This is a genomic window from Gluconacetobacter entanii (genome assembly GCF_013155425.1).
GTDB classification, from domain to species: domain Bacteria; phylum Pseudomonadota; class Alphaproteobacteria; order Acetobacterales; family Acetobacteraceae; genus Novacetimonas; species Novacetimonas entanii.
On record NZ_JABJWD010000100.1, the window covers coordinates 1 to 1,541 of the forward strand.

Here is a 1,541-nt window from a genome sequence, read left to right on the forward strand (position 1 = left end):
GAACTGTTGCCATGGAACTGGAAACCCGTGAATACACTGCACAGACAGGCCGCATAATCAAGGCGGCCCAGAGCGGCCGGTTACGATATATCCGCCACTTTCCGGCTTACTAAGCGTCTTGCCTTCGAACGAGCTTTTGATCTTTCGTAAGATTCGTTCAGTCGCCGCGATCTGATAGGGGCGCATCACCAGCAGCGTGTCGCTAACATCGAAAACGGAATAGTTCAACAACACGTTCAACAACGTGCGCTTCTCAAAGAAGGTCGCCGTAAAATCCTTCAGGTCCCGGATCAAGCTGTTATCAGCCTGCGCCCAGTTCATCGTGAAGTCAAAGCTGTTCTTGTCGCGCTTGGTCGTGTTGGCAAAATAGCGCGTATCCGTACCGTTCGAGATTACGAAGATCTGAAGGTACTTAAAGAGCGAATTGTCCGAGTTGAAGCTTTCTTTGCTGTAACGGTGGATCTGGTTGAACGCTTCCCGAATGGCGACGCCGCGCTTTTTCAGCTCGACTTGCACCAGCGGCAGTCCGTTCACCAGAATGGTCACATCATAGCGGTTCGCATGTCCGAAACAGCCAGGTCAGCGTGAACATCGGCGCAAGTTCATGCAGCGTCTGCGTATCGACTTTCGGAAACTCGGCCTTGCCCCGTCTTTTCCGCAGAGCCCTATAAAGGTTCGCAGCCAGATCTTCGCAGGCACCCCGTGAATAGGCGAGCAGCCCGCCTGCCAGAATGGTCTTTCCATCGGACGGTACGAGACGCGCTGCAATCCGGTCCCACTGTTCCAGCGTCCGGGTAGCCGTGCCTTCATGCACCAGAACGGGTTCCCCACCCCGCAGCAGGTCACGCGCCATCAGGCTCTGGCCGGGTTTGATATCCGAGACTTCATACAGGCTCATGACCGAAGCCTTGAGGGCACGCATGTAGGCGCTGTTGCGCGGCCCTTCCTTCCAGCCCCGCCGTTTGAGGTAAACGTCGACGAAGTTCCGGCCATCGTCCCGGTCCTGCCCGAGAAAATCTTCGAAAGCGCAGCCCCACAGCGTCATGGCAACGTCAGGGCCGATCATCTCCGCCAGTTCCTCGAAGGAGATGTCGCCCGCTTCCAGCGCCGGACCGATGTGATCGCCGAGCACTTCGCCAAAACACTCCTGCCAGTCCTCCTGACCGAGATAATGGATCAGTCCCGTGAGTTCGTCTGCGGCCATGGCTGCTCGTGCATCTCCTGATACGGACAGCAGAAGGGCAGACTGTCCTGACTCGACAAGCCTGGAATGATACCCCGAAACAGGCGACCGGGTGCCCCGCTCTCAAATCACGCATTTGTGAAAGTAGACAAAATCGCGCCCCGGTACCTTTCCGTCTGTTTCCTATGTGTTTCCTGCGGTGGAAATCTGGACGCAAAAAAGCCGCCTCTGGGGGCGGCGTTTTTGTATCATATTCAGTGTATTAAGCTTGGTTGCGGGGGCAGGATTTGAACCTGCGGCCTTCAGGTTATGAGCCTGACGAGCTACCGGGCTGCTCCACCCCGCGGTGGTGAGTTGG

General features: G+C 56.5%; 1 protein-coding gene, 1 tRNA gene and 1 pseudogene. All 3 read right to left on the reverse strand.

The window, feature by feature from the left end; translation table 11 throughout:
• Positions 1-57: 57 nt before the first annotated feature.
• Positions 58-546 (reverse strand): type I restriction endonuclease, encoded by a 489-nt coding sequence (locus HNH97_RS15280; protein WP_216657686.1) that lies wholly within the window; start codon positions 544-546, stop codon positions 58-60.
• A gap of 4 nt (positions 547-550) precedes the next feature.
• Positions 551-1,204, reverse strand: a pseudogene (locus tag HNH97_RS15285) (hypothetical protein); the annotation flags it as partial.
• A gap of 248 nt (positions 1,205-1,452) precedes the next feature.
• Positions 1,453-1,529: transfer RNA gene (locus HNH97_RS15290), tRNA-Met, on the reverse strand.
• Positions 1,530-1,541 lie beyond the last annotated feature (12 nt).